Genomic DNA, 16,167 nt, shown 5'->3' with positions numbered 1-16,167 from the left:
GGGGGCCCCCCCTGAAGTGTATTCACAGGAGAGTGGTCGCGTACGTCGCGTACGGGATGGAAGAGGATAATCAGCACCTCCCGTCGGCAGCACACCGCACTCGCAACCAGGCAGTAACCACTCAGCGGCTATTCCTCCCGGTGCTGGTGAAGGAATAGCCGCTGAGTGTAGGGCGTGATGAAGGTGGCGGATTCAGCTCGCCCGACGCACGTGAGTCCGTCAGGCGGGCCGTTGGTCCGTCATCTCACTCGTGAGAGTTCAACTGATTCGTCGAATTCGCGGTCTGTGTCCGCATTGGGCTTGTACGTGAACCTGCTGACCACGATCGCCACAATGAGGTTGATGGCGAAGCCGGGGATGATCTCGTAGATCTGATCGGTCAGTGGGCTGCTGACCTGTCCCCAGACGAACGCCACCGCCGCACCCGAGACGAGTCCGAAGAGCGCACCCCAGTTGCTGAGCTTCTTCCAGAAGAGGGTCAGCAGCACGATCGGCCCGAAGGAGGCACCGAAGCCTGCCCAGGCGAACGCCACCAGGTCGAGGATGCTGTTCGACGGTGAGATCGCCAACAACACGGCGATGACGGCAACAACGAGGATGCCGAGGCGCCCGAGCAGCACGTAGGTCTTGTCCTGGAGGGTGCGCTTCGAACCGGTGCGCAGCGCCACGATCTTGTAGAGATCCTCGATGAGAGCCGAAGAGGTGACGACGAGCTGCGAGGAGATCGTCGACATGATCGCCGCGAGCACCGCAGCCAGGACCAGTCCCGCGATGAATGGGTGGAAGAGGATCTGAGCCAGATCCAGGAACACCGTCTCCGGGTCGGTTGGTTCCATATCGGCATGCTCGGAGAAGTAGGAGATTCCAACGATGGAGGTGGCGATGGCCCCGAGAGCGGAGATTCCCATCCACCCCACACCGATCCGGCGAGCCACTTTCGCATCCGCAGGGGTCCGCAGCGCCATGAACCGTACGATGATGTGCGGCTGGCCGAAGTAGCCCAGGCCCCAGGCGAGTGCGGAGATGACAGCCAGGTAGGTGCCACCGGCCCAGAACGGTCCGCTGCCGAAGACACTGAGCAGGCTGGGGTCGATCTCCCTGACGTTGGAGATCACGGTTGACGGACCGCCGGCGTTGACCACTGCGACGATCGGGACCGCGATGAGTGCGGCGAACATCAGCAGGCCCTGGGCAACATCGGTGAGTGTGGCGCCGAGGAAGCCGCCGAACAGCGTGTAGATCATGGTGATGGCCGCGACGATGAGCATGCCGGCAAGATAGTTCAGGCCGAAGCTCGATTCGAAGAACTTGCCAGCCGCCACCATGCCGGAGGAGACGTAGAAGGTGAAGAAGACCAGAATGATGACACCGCAGACGATGCGCAGCAGACGGGTGTTGTCCTTCAGACGCTGCTCGAAGAAGCTGGGAATGGTGATCGAGTCACCGGCCTTCTCTGTGAATGCCCGCAGACGTGGGGCCACGAACTTCCAATTCACCCAGGCTCCGACGGTCAGACCTACAGCGATCCACGCCTCGACCAGTCCCGCCGCGTAGATGGCTCCGGGCAGCCCCATCAGCAGCCAGCCCGACATGTCGGAGGCTCCGGCGCTGAGTGCGGCAACGCTGGGGCGCAGTCCGCGGCCTGCCAGCATGTAGTCGTCGAGGCTGTTCTTGGTCTTGCGGTACGCGAACCAGCCGATGGCCAGCATTCCTGCAAAGTACAGGACGATCGCTATTGTGCGGAAAGTGGTTTCCGTCATCTTTAAGTCGTCTCCTTTTGTAAACCGGGGCGACTCTACAACACATTCAGCATTGGGTGTGAACTGTCTATGAGTTGGCTAAATGAGGATTCAAGGCCAAGAGAATCTGCTGACAAGCAAGAGAATCTGCTGACAACAAGGCGCTGTGTGCCGACGCCGAGCTGGTCGGATCAGTTGAAGACGACCGTGCGGTGCCCGTCCATGAGGACACGTCCTTCTGCATGCCAGGCCACGGCCCGTGCGAGCACCGCTGCTTCGACATCCTGTCCGCGCTGGACGAAGTCGGCGATATTGCGATTGTGATCGACGCGAGCGACATCCTGTTCGATGATCGGCCCTTCATCGAGATCAGGGGTGACGTAGTGGGCCGTGGCTCCGATGATCTTCACTCCGCGGGCGTGAGCCTGGTGATACGGTTTTGCGCCCTTGAAGCTGGGCAGGAACGAGTGGTGGATGTTGATGACCCGACCCTCGAGCCGAGTACACAGATCCGGGGAGAGGATCTGCATGTACCGGGCGAGGACGATGAGCTCGACGTCAAGCTCATCGACGAGTCCGCTCAGACGCGTCTCGGCAGCGTCCTTGGTCTCACGTGTGATCGGAATGTGGTGGAAGTCGTGACCGTGGAATTCGGCCAGTGGCCGCAGGTCGTCATGGTTGCCGGCCACACCGACGATATCGATGGGCAGTTGCCCCGAGCTCTGTTGGAACAGCAGAGTGTTGAGGCAGTGCGCGGCCTTCGACACGAGGACCAGAGTTCTCGTCTTCTTCTCCACCGGCTGGAGGCTGAGCGTCATATCGAAACGCTGAGCCGCCTCGGCGAGGGAAGACTCCAAGGCTTCGGCATCGCAATCGCGGTTCGTGACGAACTGGACGCGCAGGAAGAACTGGAGGGAATCGGGGGACGAGAACTGCTGGGACTCGGTGATGTTGGCACCGAGTGAGGCCAGGACCCCGGTCACGGCATGGACGATTCCGGTTGCGTCCGGGCAGGTGACTCGCAGGATCCATTCTCGACTCATGCGCACGATTCTAATGGTCGTACCCGGTGTGCCCCGAAACCGGCCCATCATCCGGATGACGAACGGCTCATCGGTGTGATCTGGTTCGCTGTTAGCATTGTTTCCGGGTGCTCGCGGAGCCGATCGCGGCGTCCCACTCATCACTTTGGATGCCACAGGAGTGTATACATGACCGATAACACGATGCAGGCTTCGCTTGCAGACCTCGATCCACAGATCGCGGAAGTCCTCGACCAGGAATTGGGCCGTCAGCGTTCGACTCTCGAGATGATCGCCTCGGAGAACTTCGTGCCGCGCGCAGTGCTGCAGGCACAGGGATCCGTGCTGACGAACAAGTACGCCGAGGGCTACCCGGGGAAGCGCTACTATGGTGGCTGCGAGTACGTCGATGTCGCTGAGACTCTCGCCATCGACCGGGCCAAGAGCCTCTTCGGCGCCGAATACGCGAACGTGCAGTCACACTCAGGTGCCTCGGCCAATGCCGCCGTGATGCACGCACTCGCCCGCCACGGTGACAAGATGCTCGGCCTGTCGCTGGCCCACGGCGGTCACCTCACCCATGGCATGAAGATCAACTTCTCGGGACGCCTCTACGACGTCGCCTCCTATGAAGTCGACCCCGACACCTACCGCATCGACATGGACAAGGTGCGTGAGCGAGCACTCGAGCATCGCCCCGAGGTCATCGTCGCAGGCTGGTCGGCCTACCCGCGCCAGCTTGACTTCCAGGCCTTCCGCGACATCGCCGACGAAGTCGGAGCGAAGCTCTGGGTCGACATGGCTCACTTCGCCGGACTTGTCGCCGCCGGCCTGCACCCCAACCCGGTGCCCTTCGCCGATGTCGTGTCATCGACGGTGCACAAGACCATCGGCGGTCCACGCTCAGGCTTCATCCTCGGCAAGGAGGAGTACGCGAAGAAGCTGAACTCCGCCGTCTTCCCGGGACAGCAGGGCGGACCGCTGATGCACGTGATCGCGGCCAAAGCAGTGGCGTTCAAGCTCGCCGCGTCCGAAGAGTTCAAGGCCCGCCAGGAACGGACCGTGCGCGGAGCCCAGATCTTGGCGCAGCGACTCTTGGCCGACGATGTTGCCAAGGCCGGTGCAACGGTCCTGACCGGCGGAACCGACGTCCACCTGGTCCTCGTCGACCTGCGTAACTCGGCCCTGGACGGCCAGCAGGCAGAAGATCTCCTGCACGAAGTCGGAATCACCGTGAACCGCAACGCCGTTCCGTTCGATCCGCGACCGCCGATGGTGACTTCCGGTCTGCGTATCGGCACCCCCGCTCTGGCCACCCGCGGGTTCGGCGATGCCGAGTTCACCGAGGTCGCCGACGTCATCGCCGAGGCGCTGAAGCCCGGTGCGAACGTCGACGCACTCAGCGCTCGGGTCAAGAAACTCAGCGACAACTTCCCCCTCTACGAAGATCTGGAGCAGTACTGATGGCAGCAAAGACTCTTGACGGCAAGGCCTGTGCGAAGGAGATCAAGGAAGAGCTGAGGACAGCCGTCGCGAGCCTGGCCGAGCGGGGCATCGTTCCCGGCTTGGCCACGGTCCTCGTCGGTGAGGATCCGGGATCGAAGTGGTATGTGGCGGGAAAGCACCGTGACTGCGCCGAGGTGGGCATCCATTCCATCCGACGTGATCTTCCGGAATCGGTGAGCCAGGACGAACTCCTGTCGGTCATCGACGAGCTCAACGCCGATGACGAATGCACCGGATACATCGTGCAGCTGCCGCTGCCGTCTCACATCGACACCGATACGGTCCTCGAACGCATCGACCCGGCTAAGGACGCGGACGGGCTGCATCCGACCAACCTCGGCCGGCTCATGCTCAATGTCAACCGGGAGATCACCTCTCCGCTGCCGTGCACCCCACGTGGAGTCATCGAGCTGATGCAGCGCAACGGGGTCGAACTGGCCGGCAAGCATGTGGTGGTCGTCGGCCGTGGTGTCACCGTCGGCCGGTCGATCGGTGCGCTGCTGACCCGCCGCGAGTACAACGCCACGGTGACGCTGACGCACACCGGAACGACGAATCTGCCCGAGCTGCTGGCTCAGGCCGACATCATCGTCGCCGCCGCGGGCTCGGCTCGGATCGTGACCGCCGACGCGGTCAAGCCTGGTGCGGTCGTCCTCGACGTCGGAGTCTCACGCGAAGAGGACCCGGAGACGGGGAAGTCGAAGATCGTGGGAGATGTGGACCCTGGAGTCGCCGAGGTGGCGGCTTGGGTGTCACCGAACCCCGGCGGAGTCGGACCCATGACTCGGGCACTGCTTCTGAAGAACGTCGTCGACGTCGCTCAGCGGGCGGCCGCAGCCGCCTGAACGGTTCACGTTCTCAGTCCGACGGCCTCCCACATCTGTGTGTGGGAGGCCGTCGGTCTCTGTTCTGCTGGTCCGGTCGCTGTTCGCTGGTCAGACCGGTGTGTCCGTCACTCCTCGAGGAGTTTGAGCTCGAAGAACACTCGCGGATCTCCGGCACCCGCATAGTCTTCTATGAGTTCACCGGTGAACCCGAGAGATGAATGGAACGAAATCGCCGCGGAAGAATCTGGCAAGGTTGTGGCCTGCACCGATGAGACTCCCAAGGTTCGCGAGTGTTCGATGAAGTGCTGGTACAGGTGACGACCGATTCCCTTATGTCGGAAATCTGATCGGGCGGCAACCAGGTGGATATAGGAAGGGCCATCGTGGGGGATGACGCCGAGCAGATAGCCGACGATCTCCGAACGGTATCTGGCCACCAGACCCGAGGTCACGAACTGGCGGAACCAGTAGGCATCGTGATCGCCGCTCAGGTCCCGGTCTCCCCAGAAGTTCTCCTGCGCACCGAGCAGGAACTCGCGCATCTCACGGGCGTCTACTTCGTCAAGCGGGCTGATGCTCAGCTGCTCAGAATCGAAAGTCTCGTCAACAGCCATTACGCCTCCTGAAATATGTTTCTTTCCATCACTCTATAACGCCCAAGCCCGTATGAGTAGTGCGCTCATGCCATGATAGAACACATGATTCGGATTGCATCAGTCAACGTCAACGGAGTTCGAGCAGCATGGAGAAAGGGGATGCCCACCTGGGTGGACAGTGCGAAACCCGACTTCATCACACTGCAGGAAGTCCGGGCCGCCAACGACATCGCCCTCAAAGTGCTCGAAGACACCGAGTACACCACGATCAGCCACGACGCCGAGGCGAAAGGACGTGCCGGAGTCGCCGTCATGGCTCGCACGGAGCCGGCCGAGGTACGCGAAGGCCTCGGTGCTGACGGGTACTTCGACCGTGCCGGTCGGTGGGTGGAAACGGACTACCGCCTCGGTGACGGGTCGCTGCTGACCCTCGTATCGGCCTACGTCCATTCCGGTGAGGTGGACACTCCCAAACAGGAGGACAAGTACCGCTTCCTCGACCGAATGACCGTGCGCCTGCCCGAACTCGCACAGCACGCCGATCACGTGCTTGTCACCGGTGACCTCAACGTCTGCCACACCGAACGCGACCTGAAGAACTGGAAGGCCAACCGCAAGAAGGCGGGATTCCTGCCCGAAGAACGTGTGTACTTCGACGGCTTCTTCGGCGATGTCGGCTTCGTCGACGTACACCGGAAGCTCAGCGGCGATGTCGACGGCCCCTACACCTGGTGGTCCATGCGCGGACAGGCCTTCGACAACAACGCCGGTTGGCGCATCGACTATCAGATGGCGACACCGGAACTTGCCCAGGCGGCAGTTGAAGCCACGGTCGACAGAGCTGACAGCTGGGCCGAGCGCTGGTCCGATCACGCACCGCTCGTCATCGACTATGACCTCCCCGCACCGAAGTAGGCCGCAGGCTGATCGTCTAGGTGTGTGAGGAGCCGAGTTCGATGAGCAGCACGCCGATGAGGATGAGACCGATGCCGCAGAGCATCTTCCGCGTCAGCTTCTCCTTGAACAGCGCGCGGCCGGCCAAGGCCGTCAGAGCCACTCCGCTGGCGGCCCAGATTCCGTAGGCCACTCCCAAGGGGATGCCTGTGCGCAGCGTCAGGCTGAGCAGGCTGAATGACACGAGATATCCAACGGCGACTCCCGTGTACCACCATCTGCTGCCGCCGACCGATGCCATTCGCAGACAGATCGTGGCCGCGACCTCGAGGACGATTGCGAAGGCGAGCAGGATCCATCCGATGATCATGACTCGACTCCCGGCGCGGTCTGCGGCGGTTCTGTCTCGGTCTGCGGCGCGTTCGGGACGGTCGGGTGCGCGTCATTTTCGCGGTTGCCGACCTCCACGAGGATGACGCCGCCCATGATGAAGACGATTCCGGTGATCATGACGGGTGTGAGCGGTTCAGCGAAGAGGACGAGGGAGAGGATCGCGGTGAGTGCGACTCCCGCTGCGCCCCAGATTCCGTAGGCGATGCCAAGCTGCATGCCGACGCGGAGGGTGAGGCTGAGGAAGACGAACGCTGCAGCATAGCCGAGGCCGACGAGGAAATAGAGGGCGGGGGAGTCAAGAGCTCCCTTCAGCGCCAGGGTGCCGGTCACCTCGGCGATGATGGCGCCCATCAGAAATAGCCATCTGCGCACATGACAATTGTCGGCCATGGTCATCCGGCAGGGAAATCGGTCAGCTTCCTCTCACGCGAAGAGGCCCGGGTCTGCGCGGAGGAATCTCCCCACAGACCCGGGACTCACCCAGGGCTCGTCGGCGCTGAACGATGTGATCGGCTTCGTCACTATACCGTTTGCCGGTGGCGCGCAGGTGGCTGAGATCACCTGAGTCCTCGGCTCGCACGGGGCGGTCTGCGATGACGCGGGGTTGAAGTGGCATTATGGTTCTATGATGACTTCTTCTCTGCCACGCACCGTTTCCGGCATCCAGGCCACCTCTGACTCACTGCACCTGGGCAACTACATCGGAGCTCTGCAGCAGTTCGTGGTGCATCAGGAGTCACACGATGCCTTCTACTTCATCGCGAACATGCACGCGATCACCGTCGAGCAGGACCCCAGCGACCTGCGCGAGCGCACCCTGCGCACCGCTGCGCAGTTCATTGCGGCGGGTATCGATCCGGAGAAGTCGACGATCTTCGTTCAGTCGCAGGTCCCGGCACACCCGCAGCTGTCATGGGTCCTCGAATGCACCACGTCGATGGGTGAGGCCAGCCGGATGACGCAGTTCAAGGACAAATCGGCCAAGCAGGAGCATGTGTCCCTGGGGCTGCTCACCTACCCAGCGCTGATGGCCGCCGACATCCTTCTCTACAACCCGCAGATGGTGCCCGTCGGCGAGGATCAGCGCCAGCATCTCGAGCTGACCAGAAACTTGGCCGAACGCTTCAACTATCGGTTCGGAGAGACCTTCGTCGTCCCAGAGCCGCAGATCCTCAAGGCCACCGCGAAGATCTACGACCTTCAGAACCCCTCGTCGAAGATGTCGAAATCCCTGCCCAGCCCGCTGGGTCGCATCGACCTCCTCGATGACGCGAAGTCACTGACGAAGAAGATCAAGTCCGCAGTCACCGATGATGGCAAGGAGATCGCCTACGACCCGGAGTCCAAGCCCGGTGTCTCGAACCTGCTCACGATCTATTCCTCCCTGACCTCGCGGTCGGTCGATGACATCGTCGCCGAGTATGACGGCAAGATGTACGGTCATCTCAAGGTCGACCTGGCAGAGATCGCCGTCGAAGCCCTCACCCCTGTGCGAGAGCGCACCAATGAGCTTCTGCAGGACCGGGCGCAGCTCCAGGCCATCCTCGATTCGGGTGCGGCGAAGGCCAATGAGATCGCCGAGGTGACCCTGCGTGAGGTCTATGACAAGGTCGGCTTCGTCTGAGCCGACTGCAACCCGATCCGACCTGCCGTGCGATGAGTGTGAAGGAAGAACCGTGGCGAAGAAGAAACCCGAAGAGGGACCGCTGAATCTCACCCCGGACATGCTGCACACCGCGGCACGGATGGAAGATCGACTCAACGGCTGGCTCCAGAACCGCGCCACCGACCACACCTATCAGCGCACAGTCATCGCCTATGACACCTATGGCGGCACCGGATGGGTGAGAGTGCTCGGACGTTTGGTCCTGACCCCGACCGGTCAGACTGCGGCGGACCTGCAGGCGAGCATTCGAGGGTGGAAGTCCTTCGTCAGTGTGCCTCTGCCCAACGACACGGCCTGGGTCCGCGTCAATGACGAAGAGCACATGGTCACCGCTGACAGGGGCGGCATCATCGACACTGTCATTCCCGGTGACTTTCAGCCCGGTGAGACGGAGATCGAACTGTGGACCGATGGGTCGCTCGTCGATTCCGCTGCCGTGCGGATCATCGGCGAGGACACGACGTTCGGCATCATCTCCGATATCGATGACACGGTCATGGTCACCTCACTGCCGCGACCGTTTCTTGCCGCGTGGAACACCTTCGTCCTCAGCGAGCATGCCAGGTCGCCGGTGGCGGGAATGGCTGTGCTCTATGACCGGATCACCTATATGCGCCCGAATTCTCCGATGGTCTATCTGTCGACGGGAGCTTGGAATTCGGCTCTGACGATCAAGAGGTTCCTCTCCCGCAACCTCTACCCGATGGGGCCCCTGCTGCTCACCGATTGGGGGCCGACGACGACTCGCGTCTTCCGTTCGGGCAAGGAACACAAACGAAATTCTCTGGAGCGCCTGTCGCGTGAGTTCCCGTGGATGAAATGGCTGCTCATCGGCGACGACGGTCAGAAGGACGAAGAGGTCTACGGAGAGTTCGTGGACAACCACCCCGACAATGTCGCCGCGGTTGCGATCCGACAGCTCACCGTCGGTGAAGCGGTCTGGGCAGGTGGTCGTTCGAAGCGCCACGGTCGCGGTCAGGGCGTGCCGTGGATCTATGCCCCGGACGGTGCAGGACTGTCTTCGCGCCTGACCGAACGGGGCATAATCTCCACGATCTGAGAGTTCAGTGCGGCTCAGCCGACACCGACAGCCGTATTCAGGCGAGCGTCGAGCTCCTTCTTCGCGGCCTCGAACTGGGCGGCAAGACTGTCGACGAGTTCGGCTGTGGTGCTCTTCTCATTGAGCACGCCGATGCCCTGACCCGAGCCCCAGATGTCTTTCCACGCCTTCGAGTCCGACCCTTCCCTCGTGCCGAAGTCCATCTTCGTCGGGTCGGCCTCGGGAAGATCGTCGGGGTCGAGTCCCGAGGCAGTGATCGAACCGCGCAGGTAGTTGCCCTTGACTCCGGTGAAGTAGCTGGAATAGACGACGTCCTCAGCAGCGGAGTCGACGATCATCTGCTTGTAGTCGTCGGTGACGTTGGCCTCTGTCGTCGACAGGAAAGCCGAGCCCACATAGGCGCAGTCGGCGCCGGCGGCCAGCGCTGCGAGGACCGAGCGACCGTGCGCAATTGCGCCCGAGAGCAGCACCGGACCGTCGAACCAGGACCGGATCTCTTGGACCAGCGCGAATGGGGAGAGCGCTCCGGCATGTCCGCCGGCACCGGCGGCCACGGCGATGACGCCGTCGGCGCCCTTCTCCACGGCTTTGTGCGCGAACTTGTTGTTGATGACGTCATGGAGGACGATGCCGCCGTAGGAGTGCACGGCCTCGTTGACCTCTTCACGTGCGCCCAACGACGTGATCACGATGGGCACCTGGTGGCGAACCACCTCGGCGAGGTCGGCTTCCAAGCGGTTGTTCGAGCGGTGAACGATGAGGTTCACGGCGAATGGTGCCGCCGGACGATCGGGATTCGCTGCGGTGAACGCGGCGTTGGTCTCACGGATCTCGTCGAGCCAGTCGGTGAGCATCGAGGCCGGACGGGCATTGAGGGTGGGGAAGGAGCCGATGATGCCGGCCTGGCACTGGGCCTTGACCAGGTCGGGACCCGATGCGATGAACATGGGGGAGCCGAGCACCGGAAGTCGCAGCTGGGGGAGAATATTGGCGAAAGAACTCATTGTGCCTCCTTTGGGTGGATGAATGTTTCCACTCTAACTGAACGATTGTTAAAAGTGATCATGTGACCGAATACGCCGATGGCGCAGACGAGTTCGCCTCGCCTGCACCATCGTTGCAGCCGTGTGCGGTTCGCTGCGCCGTGTGGTGGATCAGGAATCCGTGAAGTTCGCGTCCCGCTTCTCGACGAATGCGGCCATTCCCTCGGTCTGGTCGTTCGTGGCCAGGGAGGAGTGGAAGAGGCGACGTTCGTAACGAAGTCCCTGCTCGAGCGTCGTTTCGAACGCGGTATTGACCGCCTCTTTCACCATCGCCGAGGCGATGCGGGACTTCGAGGCGATCGTCTGCGCGATCTCGTTGGCCGTTGCAAGCAGCTCCTCGGGTTCGACGATACGTGCGACGAGGCCCGAGCGCTCGGCCTCCTCTGCGTCCATCATGCGTCCGGTCAGACACAAGTCCATGGACTTGGCCTTGCCGATCGCGCGAGTCAGACGCTGGGATCCACCCATGCCGGGGAGGACTCCGAGGTTGATCTCGGGCTGGCCGAACTTCGCCTTCGTCGACGCGATGAGGATGTCGCCCATCATCGCCAGCTCACAGCCGCCGCCGAGCGCGAAGCCGTTGACCGCGGTGATGACCGGTTTGCGCACGTCAGTCAGGCGGGTCCAGCCGGCGAACCAGTCGGCCTTGAACGCGGTGGCGAAGTCGAGGTCGGACATCTCCTTGATGTCGGCGCCCGCGGCGAAGGCCTTGCCGCTGCCGGTGATGATGATCGCCTTGACCTCATCGTCGGCATCGAATGCGGCGGCCGCGTCGGTGACGTCGGTGAGCACCTGCATGTTCAACGCGTTGAGAGCCTTCGGGCGATCGAGCGTGATGGTGGCCACACCCTGGTCGACGGATGTGAGGATTGTTTCGTAGTCGCTCATGAGAACACCTTCTCTTCGTGATCGGTGGTGAGGATGTCGTTGACTGTTTCGTCGCTGACCTCGTCGAATGCGGACGGGGACCACTGTGGGTTGCGGTCCTTGTCGATGACCTGCGCGCGGATGCCCTCCTTGAGGTCGGGACGACGCGTCAGCGCGACGGCTGCGCGGTAGTCCTGTTCGAGGACTTCGGCCAGGGACATGTCTGCGGCTTTGCGCACGGCGGCCAGTGTCACCTTCACCGACGTGGGTGCCTTCGTCCCGATCAGCTTCCCGGTGGCATTGGCATCAGGGTTCGCATGCGCGGCCAGCGCTGCGACGATGTCCTCTGCCCGGTCCCCGGTATAGCATTCGTCGATCCAGCCTGCTGCCTCGGCGAGTTCGTTCTCCGGAGCATCGGCGGCGTAGCGGTCGATCACCGTTTCCACGTCGCTGCCCGCTTCGAGGTCGGCGATGAGTCCCGGCACATCAGCGTCTGGCACGTAGTAGTCGGCTAATCCCATGGCCAGCGCGGCTCCCGCTCCGACCGGCAGTCCGGTCAGTGCCAGATGGGTGCCGAGCTCGCCCGGCGCATTGGCCAGCAGATGTGTGCCGCCGACGTCGGGGAACAGGCCGATCCCGGTCTCCGGCATTCCGATCTTGGTGGAATCGGTGACGATGCGGTGGGAGCCGTGGCCCGAGATTCCGACGCCGCCGCCCATCGTGATGCCGTTCATGATGACCACATAGGGCTTGGGGAATTCGGAGATCTCATGGTTCATCTTGTATTCGCGATTCCAGAACCGGGCGTTCTCATCGGTGCCGGCGACAATGTCGTTGTAGACGGCCTTGATGTCGCCACCGGCGCACAGCCCGCGTTCGCCGCGTCCGGTGACAAGGACGGCCTTGATCGCGTCGTCATCGCGCCAGCTCTTCAGGGCATCATCGATGGCACCCACCATTTCCTGGCTCAGTGCGTTGATCAGCTTCGGCCTGTTGAGCTCTATCCGGCCCACTCCGTTGGTGATCGAGGTGATCACCGATGCTTCCGTCGGCGGTGCCGCGGTCTCTGTCGTCATATCAGCCCACTCCTGTGCTCTTGCGCGAAATGATCACGCGCATGATTTCGTTGGTGCCTTCCAGAATCTGGTGGACACGCAGGTCACGCACCAGCTTCTCAATTCCATACTCTGTCAGATAGCCGTAGCCGCCGTGCAACTGGAGTGCCCTATTGGCGACGTCGAAACCCGAATCCGTGGCTGTCAGCTTCGCCATTGCCGAGAGCAGCGAGGTGTTCGGATCGCCTGCGTCGTAGGCGTTGGCGGCACGCCACAGGAGGGAGCGAGCCGCTTCGAGCTTGGTCTGCATCTCCGCGACCTCGAATCGCAGAGCCTGGAAAGCTGAGAGCTCGGTGCCGAAGGCCTGTCGTTCGCCCATGTAGTCGATGGCTTTCTCCAGCGCAGACTGCCCGCCGCCTAGCGAGCATGCTCCGATGTTGAGCCGACCTCCGTCGAGTCCGGACATCGCGATCTTGAAACCCTGACCGGGTTCGCCGAGGAGGTTCTCCTTCGGCACGCGCACGTTTTCCATGATGACCTGTCGGGTCGGCTGAGCTCGCCATCCCATCTTCTGTTCGTTGGGGCCGAAGGAGAGACCCTCCATGTCCTTTTCGAGGATGAATGCGGAGATTCCGCGCGATCCATCTTGGCCGCTACGCGCCATCACCAGGTATGTTTCGGTGGTGCCGGCACCGGAAATGAACTGTTTGACGCCGTTGAGGACATAGGAGTCACCGTCCTCCCTCGCCGAGGTGCGCAGGGCGGCGGCATCGGAACCGGCGTTGGGCTCTGTGAGGCAGTAGCTGCCGAGGTGATCCATCGAGACGAGCTTCGAGAGGTATTTCTCCTTCTGCTCGGCATCTCCGTATTTGTCGATCATCCACGCCACCATGTTGTGGATGGAGATGTATGCGGCGACCGAGGGGCAGGCGGTCGACATGGCTTCGAAGATGAGGGCTGCATCCATTCGCCCCATCCCTGTGCCGCCAGCTTCTTCGCTGACGTAGATTCCGCCCATGCCAAGGTCGGCGGACCTCTTGATGACGTCGACGGGGAAGTGGTGGTTGGCATCCCATTCCAGAGCATGCGGTGCGATCTCGGAATCGGCGAATTCGCGCACCATGCCGGAGATTGTCTGTTGTTCTTCGGTGAGACCGAACGGCAGGGCAGCTGCTGTGCTGCGGGACATTGTTCCTCCACGGTTTGGGCTATCCACGATTGAGACTTGTCGCATTCGTGATGTCGTTCACTACGATACGGAGAAATTACTTGGACGTCCAACTAAATTCGCGCAGTCGTTTCCTGTGGTAATCGGTCAGCAGAGAGGATGCAGCCTCAGGCGTGGTCTTCGAGCTCGGATCGCAGTGATTCAAGGTGGGGGAGGAGTCCGCCCAGATCGGTCCCGGCCAGCGCAGGGGAGGTGAAGACCTCCTCATTGAGGGCGGCGGTTGCGCGTGAGGAGAGTTCACGGCCGGTTTCGGTGAGCTCGACGAGCGTGGTGCGACGGTCATCTGGGTGGCTGCGTCTCTTCACGAGACCAGCCTTCTCGAGTCGATCGACCGAGTTCGTCGTCGATGTGGCGTGGACCTGCAGGCGGGCCGAGATCTTCGACATCGGCAGTGTTCCCGACTTGGTGAAGGACAGGAGAGTGAGGACTTCGTACCGTGAGAACGTCAGCGCAAATGGTTTGAGTGCGGCATCGACCTTTGCGAGGAACAGCTGATGGACTCTCATCACAGAGATCACAGTCGTCATACCATCGGTGGAATCGTTCCAACCGTGGGCGAGCCACTGTTTCCTGGACTCCTCGATCGGGTCGAGTCTGCTCGCTGATGTCTTTTCCGCCGCCATTGTCGACAGTGTAGTGAAGTGAGAAGATAAGCGCATGTGTGGTCGACTCAATATGTCTCTCGATCCGGCAGATCTCGCCGATGAGCTCCGTCTCGACGTCATCTCCTACGACTACACACCCAGGTACAACGTGCCGCCCGGCTCCTTCGTGCCGATCGTCGTCGAACGACTCGACGACGAAGGGCAGCTGACACGTCGACTGGAGACCGCTTCATGGGGGCTGGTCCCTGGATGGGCGAAGGACACGAAGATCGGCTTCAAGGCATTCAACGCGCGCTCCGAGACGGTCCTCGAAAAGCCGATGTTCAGACAGTCCATCAAAAGGCGTCGCTGTGCACTTCCGATCCCTGGCTATTACGAGTGGGAGACAACCGAAGACGGAAAGCAGCCATGGATGATGTCAGCCGCGGGTGCCGACCCGCTGTTCATGGCCGGCCTCTTCGAGTTCTGGAAGCAGCCGGACCAGTCCTGGTTGGTGTCGACGACGATCCTGACCATGGAAGCGGCGGGACACCTGCTCGATGTTCACCATCGGATGCCGGTATTCCTCAGCCGTGGCGGTGTCGATCAATGGATCGATCCAGCGGTGCCCAGTGCCGAGGTCCCTCCGCTCTTGGAATCGACACTCTCGCACGTCGACCCCGCGAGCGTGACGCGACATAAGGTCGGCAAGAGCGTGGGCAATGTTCGCAACGACGGCCCAGAACTCATCACTCCAGTGGACTGACGATCTACTGCACGGTCGCGCGAAACCGCGGAAGCTATCCGGTACGGTTCCTGCAGCGCACCGGTCGCCGGGAAGTCCTCACCCGCCGCTGCGGATGAGTCGAACGGGTCAGCAGCTGGAGGTCTATACGACGGAATCCACTCGTTTTGCACACCCCGCCAGATGTGTGTAGTGTGTACCGAGTTGCCAGCCCGCAAGGAACGGCAACGGTCGCTCTGACCAGGTTTGATCCCAGCAGATTGAAGATGAATTTCAAGTTGCGAAGGTCGAAACAACACTGTAGAGTGGATATCCGCTGGTACGGCGGGCCGCAAGGCAGAAAGTACACAATTGAAACTGACACCCCCGGTGTAGACCGCCATGTTTGATGGTGTGTGGTGACGGGTGAGTGTGTGTGGTTTGAGAATCCAATAGCGTATTTGTTTGAACAGATAGTGATGCCAGAAACATTATTTTTCTGGTAAGACAATCACATGTTCACACACATGTCTCCACCCCCTCGCCGGGGTGGTGACGCCAGCGTGTGTGGACATGATTTTTTGGTCAACTGAGGTCACCCCGTGATTCTTGGTTGGCTGTCTTGCCGGGATTCATTCGTAACATAATTTTTTTATGGAGAGTTTGATCCTGGCTCAGGACGAACGCTGGCTGCGTGCTTAACACATGCAAGTCGAACGCTGAAGCCTGGTGCTTGCACCGGGTGGATGAGTGGCGAACGGGTGAGTAACACGTGAGTAACCTGCCCCCGACTTCGGGATAAGCCCGGGAAACTGGGTCTAATACCGGATATGACTCTCTAACGCATGTTGGAGAGTGGAAAGTTTTTTCGGTTGGGGATGGGCTCGCGGCCTATCAGTTTGTTGGTGAGGTAATGGCTCACCAAGACGACGACGGGTAGCCGGCCTGAGAGGGCGACCGGCC

16 protein-coding genes and 1 rRNA gene are annotated in these 16,167 nt (G+C 61.6%); 7 read left to right on the top strand and 10 right to left on the bottom strand.

The genetic code is table 11. From position 1 onward, the window contains the following. Positions 1-239: 239 nt before the first annotated feature. Together putP and purU are read right to left on the bottom strand one after the other, a co-directional pair. Entirely contained in the window at positions 240-1,760 is a 1,521-nt protein-coding gene (gene putP, locus ACE03M_RS03075) for a sodium/proline symporter PutP (RefSeq protein WP_485932729.1), read from the bottom strand. Positions 1,761-1,930: 170 nt separating this feature from the next. Then, a complete protein-coding gene (gene purU, locus ACE03M_RS03070; protein WP_143921939.1) occupies positions 1,931-2,782 on the bottom strand; it encodes a formyltetrahydrofolate deformylase in 852 nt (283 codons plus the stop codon). 168 nt (positions 2,783-2,950) lie between these two features. Between purU and glyA the strand changes: the two genes are divergently transcribed. Together glyA and ACE03M_RS03060 are read left to right on the top strand one after the other, a co-directional pair. Next, positions 2,951-4,225, top strand: coding sequence for a serine hydroxymethyltransferase (gene glyA / locus ACE03M_RS03065; RefSeq protein ID WP_143921938.1), 1,275 nt, complete (start codon positions 2,951-2,953; stop codon positions 4,223-4,225). Continuing rightward, positions 4,225-5,112 (top strand): bifunctional methylenetetrahydrofolate dehydrogenase/methenyltetrahydrofolate cyclohydrolase, encoded by an 888-nt coding sequence (locus tag ACE03M_RS03060; RefSeq protein ID WP_485932728.1) that lies wholly within the window; start codon positions 4,225-4,227, stop codon positions 5,110-5,112. Before glyA ends, ACE03M_RS03060 begins: the two co-directional genes overlap by 1 nt. A 107-nt stretch (positions 5,113-5,219) precedes the next feature. Here ACE03M_RS03060 and ACE03M_RS03055 read toward each other — a convergent pair whose 3' ends face one another. Next, positions 5,220-5,708, bottom strand: coding sequence for a GNAT family N-acetyltransferase (locus tag ACE03M_RS03055; RefSeq protein WP_143921936.1), 489 nt, complete (start codon positions 5,706-5,708; stop codon positions 5,220-5,222). An 84-nt stretch (positions 5,709-5,792) separates the two neighbouring features. Between ACE03M_RS03055 and ACE03M_RS03050 the strand changes: the two genes are divergently transcribed. Next, on the top strand, positions 5,793-6,605 hold the full coding sequence (locus ACE03M_RS03050) for an exodeoxyribonuclease III (RefSeq protein ID WP_485932727.1): 813 nt from the start codon (positions 5,793-5,795) through the stop codon (positions 6,603-6,605). 16 nt (positions 6,606-6,621) lie between these two features. Here the strand turns inward: ACE03M_RS03050 and ACE03M_RS03045 are convergent, their stop codons facing one another. Then, complete coding sequence (locus ACE03M_RS03045; protein WP_485932726.1) at positions 6,622-6,954, bottom strand: DMT family transporter; 333 nt, start codon at positions 6,952-6,954, stop codon at positions 6,622-6,624. Further along, complete coding sequence (locus ACE03M_RS03040; protein ID WP_485932725.1) at positions 6,951-7,349, bottom strand: DMT family transporter; 399 nt, start codon at positions 7,347-7,349, stop codon at positions 6,951-6,953. Before ACE03M_RS03040 ends, ACE03M_RS03045 begins: the two co-directional genes overlap by 4 nt. Before the next feature lie 253 nt (positions 7,350-7,602). Here ACE03M_RS03040 and trpS point away from each other — a divergent pair, with 253 nt between their 5' ends. Together trpS and ACE03M_RS03030 are read left to right on the top strand one after the other, a co-directional pair. Beyond that, positions 7,603-8,601, top strand: a complete 999-nt coding sequence (trpS, locus tag ACE03M_RS03035; protein ID WP_485932724.1) for a tryptophan--tRNA ligase — start codon at positions 7,603-7,605, stop codon at positions 8,599-8,601. Between the two features lie 52 nt (positions 8,602-8,653). Beyond that, entirely contained in the window at positions 8,654-9,703 is a 1,050-nt protein-coding gene (locus ACE03M_RS03030) for an App1 family protein phosphatidate phosphatase (RefSeq protein ID WP_143921931.1), read from the top strand. Positions 9,704-9,717: 14 nt separating this feature from the next. Here the strand turns inward: ACE03M_RS03030 and ACE03M_RS03025 are convergent, their stop codons facing one another. The 5 genes from ACE03M_RS03025 to ACE03M_RS03005 form a co-directional block, all read right to left on the bottom strand. Beyond that, entirely contained in the window at positions 9,718-10,707 is a 990-nt protein-coding gene (locus ACE03M_RS03025; protein ID WP_485932723.1) for an NAD(P)H-dependent flavin oxidoreductase, read from the bottom strand. Between the two features lie 150 nt (positions 10,708-10,857). Next, positions 10,858-11,634, bottom strand: coding sequence for an enoyl-CoA hydratase (locus ACE03M_RS03020; RefSeq protein ID WP_485932722.1), 777 nt, complete (start codon positions 11,632-11,634; stop codon positions 10,858-10,860). Continuing rightward, on the bottom strand, positions 11,631-12,689 hold the full coding sequence (locus ACE03M_RS03015) for an enoyl-CoA hydratase/isomerase family protein (protein WP_143921928.1): 1,059 nt from the start codon (positions 12,687-12,689) through the stop codon (positions 11,631-11,633). The genes ACE03M_RS03020 and ACE03M_RS03015 overlap by 4 nt, the downstream gene beginning before the upstream one ends. Before the next feature lies 1 nt (position 12,690). Beyond that, positions 12,691-13,857, bottom strand: a complete 1,167-nt coding sequence (locus ACE03M_RS03010; RefSeq protein ID WP_485932721.1) for an acyl-CoA dehydrogenase family protein — start codon at positions 13,855-13,857, stop codon at positions 12,691-12,693. 146 nt (positions 13,858-14,003) lie between these two features. Further along, positions 14,004-14,519, bottom strand: a complete 516-nt coding sequence (locus ACE03M_RS03005) for a MarR family winged helix-turn-helix transcriptional regulator (RefSeq protein WP_143921926.1) — start codon at positions 14,517-14,519, stop codon at positions 14,004-14,006. A 52-nt stretch (positions 14,520-14,571) separates the two neighbouring features. Between ACE03M_RS03005 and ACE03M_RS03000 the strand changes: the two genes are divergently transcribed. Beyond that, positions 14,572-15,246 (top strand): SOS response-associated peptidase, encoded by a 675-nt coding sequence (locus ACE03M_RS03000; protein ID WP_485932720.1) that lies wholly within the window; start codon positions 14,572-14,574, stop codon positions 15,244-15,246. A 609-nt stretch (positions 15,247-15,855) separates the two neighbouring features. Beyond that, a 16S ribosomal RNA gene (locus ACE03M_RS02995) occupies positions 15,856-16,167 on the top strand; the annotation flags it as partial.

The organism is Brevibacterium sp. AGC70 (assembly GCF_057334195.1).
This window is presented reverse-complemented; position numbering and strand designations above follow the sequence as displayed.

Excerpts from the sequence above, each read along its gene's own strand:
- ACE03M_RS03000 (WP_485932720.1), top strand. The coding sequence starts at position 14,572 with ATGTCTCTCGATCCGGCAGATCTCGCCGATGAGCTCCGTCTCGACGTC.
- ACE03M_RS03055 (WP_143921936.1), bottom strand. The coding sequence starts at position 5,708 with ATGGCTGTTGACGAGACTTTCGATTCTGAGCAGCTGAGCATCAGCCCG.
- trpS (WP_485932724.1), top strand. The coding sequence starts at position 7,603 with ATGATGACTTCTTCTCTGCCACGCACCGTTTCCGGCATCCAGGCCACC.
- ACE03M_RS03045 (WP_485932726.1), bottom strand. The coding sequence starts at position 6,954 with ATGATCATCGGATGGATCCTGCTCGCCTTCGCAATCGTCCTCGAGGTC.
- purU (WP_143921939.1), bottom strand. The coding sequence starts at position 2,782 with ATGAGTCGAGAATGGATCCTGCGAGTCACCTGCCCGGACGCAACCGGA.
- ACE03M_RS03025 (WP_485932723.1), bottom strand. The coding sequence starts at position 10,707 with ATGAGTTCTTTCGCCAATATTCTCCCCCAGCTGCGACTTCCGGTGCTC.
- ACE03M_RS03050 (WP_485932727.1), top strand. The coding sequence starts at position 5,793 with ATGATTCGGATTGCATCAGTCAACGTCAACGGAGTTCGAGCAGCATGG.
- glyA (WP_143921938.1), top strand. The coding sequence starts at position 2,951 with ATGACCGATAACACGATGCAGGCTTCGCTTGCAGACCTCGATCCACAG.
- ACE03M_RS03020 (WP_485932722.1), bottom strand. The coding sequence starts at position 11,634 with ATGAGCGACTACGAAACAATCCTCACATCCGTCGACCAGGGTGTGGCC.
- putP (WP_485932729.1), bottom strand. The coding sequence starts at position 1,760 with ATGACGGAAACCACTTTCCGCACAATAGCGATCGTCCTGTACTTTGCA.
- ACE03M_RS03060 (WP_485932728.1), top strand. The coding sequence starts at position 4,225 with ATGGCAGCAAAGACTCTTGACGGCAAGGCCTGTGCGAAGGAGATCAAG.
- ACE03M_RS03010 (WP_485932721.1), bottom strand. The coding sequence starts at position 13,857 with ATGTCCCGCAGCACAGCAGCTGCCCTGCCGTTCGGTCTCACCGAAGAA.
- ACE03M_RS03015 (WP_143921928.1), bottom strand. The coding sequence starts at position 12,689 with ATGACGACAGAGACCGCGGCACCGCCGACGGAAGCATCGGTGATCACC.
- ACE03M_RS03005 (WP_143921926.1), bottom strand. The coding sequence starts at position 14,519 with ATGGCGGCGGAAAAGACATCAGCGAGCAGACTCGACCCGATCGAGGAG.